Raw genomic sequence first — 2407 nt, 5'->3', positions numbered from 1 at the left:
TCGTATTGCCCGCCAGTAAACTCAAAATTCGCATTCGAGGTAATTGTTCCATCTTCTCCCAACTGAACTTTCGCAATTAATAATTCTTTGCTTTCTTCAGGTTGATAAACCGGAGTATCAATAATTTTAATTCCATTTTCATCAACTGCCAATACATTTCTGTTGTGCGACGAATACGAAAGGTGGTTAAACGCAGTTTTTTGCGAAGTGTTCTCTAGCCAAATCGTATTTTTTTCCGTAGGAACCATTAAAATGGCGTGATTTCCGGAAAACTTAGGAAAGTCTTTATCAAAGCTAATAACAGAATCATCATTATAAATTATTGCAAAATAAGATGGGATTCCTGCTGCCGTAAGCAAAGTTCGCATATAATTGGTGAGCGCTTTGCAATCGCCATAACCTTTTTTGCTTACTTCGGATGCGGGCATTGGTTGCCAACCGCCGATTCCGATGCCAATATAAACATAACGTGTTTTATTTTGCATGTACTGATACAGGGTTCTCACTTTTTCAGAAATTGTTCCTGATAAATTAAGCGCGGCTACTTCTGCGGAAATTTCTGGGGTTATTACCGAAACGGGCGAAATCAATTTTTGATAATACCATTTCCCAAAGCTGTTCCAATCCTTTAAATCACCTTCTTTTCCGGAGAGTGAAAATTTTTCTGGTGAAAACTCAACTTTCGGCACTAGATATTCGATACTTGGCGAAAGTAATTCTTTCTCAATGGAAGAGATATTTTCGTAAGAATATTTCTGCAAATTCCCATCTTCAGAATGATTTACTTTTGCTAAAGGCGTATCGCTAATTTTCGTTCGTACTTTGATTCCAGAATTATTCAGAATAGAAAAAGAACTCTTCTGAACTGCCAAATTATAACTTCGCAAAGGATAAAAATTAAGGAAAGCCGTATCTGAAGTATTGGTTTCGTAATACGATTTGATGGTGTAAGGGTATTTCGACGAAATCGTTTTCAAAACCAGAATTCTATCGTCAACATACAAACCTGCACTCGGATTATTGGTGTAATCTGAAAAATCTTTTTTACTAAAAGTTTTAAATAATTTCCCGGCAGCATCATAAAGTTCTACTTTAATATTGCTTACTTTCCTAGTGGGATTATAGGGAATATAAACTACGCCATAATCGTCTCCTGCGGTGCTCAAAATGGTAATAACATTGGTTTCTTTAATTTCCAAATCTTTCACCGATTTCAACACATGATCTTCACTACTCTCTCGAATAATGGCATTTGAATTTTTCAAAAGATTTTCAGGAATCGAGGCGATGGTATAATCTTGAGCAAAAATCGTAACCGACAAAACCATGAAACACAGTTTGTAAAGTTTTTTCATATATAAAAAAATTTTAATGATTACACCGCCGATGTGGGAGCAAAAACCCGTTGCGCAAGCTCCTGATCGAAAAGATATAGCGCAGAAGGATTCTCACAAACCATATTTATTTTGGTAACCAATTGAGAAGCATTGGCTTCTTCTTCTACTTGTTCCGTGACGAACCATTGTAAGAAAGAAACGGTAGCAAAATCACCTTCATCATTGGCATTTTTTAAAATATTAAAAATACTTTTGGTCACAATTTTTTCGTGTGCCAAGGCTTTCTCGAAAATGTCGGTAGCGTTTTCGAATTTGTGGGGCGGCTTTTCGATGGTTCCCATTACAATCTCGGCACCTACGTCGTTTAAATAATCAAACATTTTGTCGGCATGCATTAATTCTTCTTTGCTTTGAATACGGAAATAATTCGCAATCCCATCTAAATCTCGGGCGGAAAACCAAGCCGACATCGACAAATAATATTGTGCTGCATATTGTTCGTTGGTAATCTGCTCATTAACCAAATCTGCTATCTTTGTACTAATCATCATAAATTCAATTTAAACAAATATATTAAAATTTAAACAAAAAAAGCGGAACAATTGTCCCGCCTAACATTAAAAAATAAAATTATGAACGTGTTATTTCGCTTTCATCATTTTCCCTCGTTTTTGCATTTGCATTTGTCTTTTAGCATACCACTTTTGGTATTGGTCAGGAGTAAGAATTTGTTTCATTTCTTTATTATACTCATTTTGCTCCATTTTTCTTTGCTCCATTTTAGCTTTTCTTTGTGGTGCACTTTTCTCCATTTCTGCCATTTTTTGATCTTGTATTAATTTAATTTGATCAACTTGGGCATCGGTAAGATTCAGATCGCTTTGCATCATTTTCAATCGATCCATTCTTTTTTGCTCTTTTTGAGCTGGATCCATTTTCTGCATTTTTTGTGTTTGTTGTGCCATTGCGAAGGTTCCAATTACTGCGAACGCTGCGCTTAAAATTAATTTTTTCATTTTTTAGAATTTTAGTTGTTAATTATTTTCCATTTGTTGGATTCACAATAAATC

3 protein-coding genes are annotated in these 2407 nt (G+C 35.1%); all 3 read right to left on the bottom strand.

Features of this window, described 5'->3' with window-relative positions; all coding sequences use genetic code 11:
* The coding region (locus WBY99_RS08745) for a transglutaminase domain-containing protein (RefSeq protein WP_423975946.1) at positions 1 to 1355 on the bottom strand (1355 nt) is incomplete at its 3' end.
* 20 nt (positions 1356 to 1375) lie between these two features.
* Complete coding sequence (locus WBY99_RS08740; protein ID WP_423975947.1) at positions 1376 to 1885, bottom strand: ferritin; 510 nt, start codon at positions 1883 to 1885, stop codon at positions 1376 to 1378.
* A gap of 93 nt (positions 1886 to 1978) precedes the next feature.
* Entirely contained in the window at positions 1979 to 2353 is a 375-nt protein-coding gene (locus WBY99_RS08735) for a hypothetical protein (RefSeq protein WP_423975945.1), read from the bottom strand.
* Positions 2354 to 2407 lie beyond the last annotated feature (54 nt).

This window comes from Kaistella sp., assembly GCF_049588135.1.
Classification (GTDB): domain Bacteria; phylum Bacteroidota; class Bacteroidia; order Flavobacteriales; family Weeksellaceae; genus Kaistella.
The sequence above is the reverse complement of the archived record's forward strand: the minus strand, read 5'-3'. Positions and strand labels throughout refer to the sequence as shown.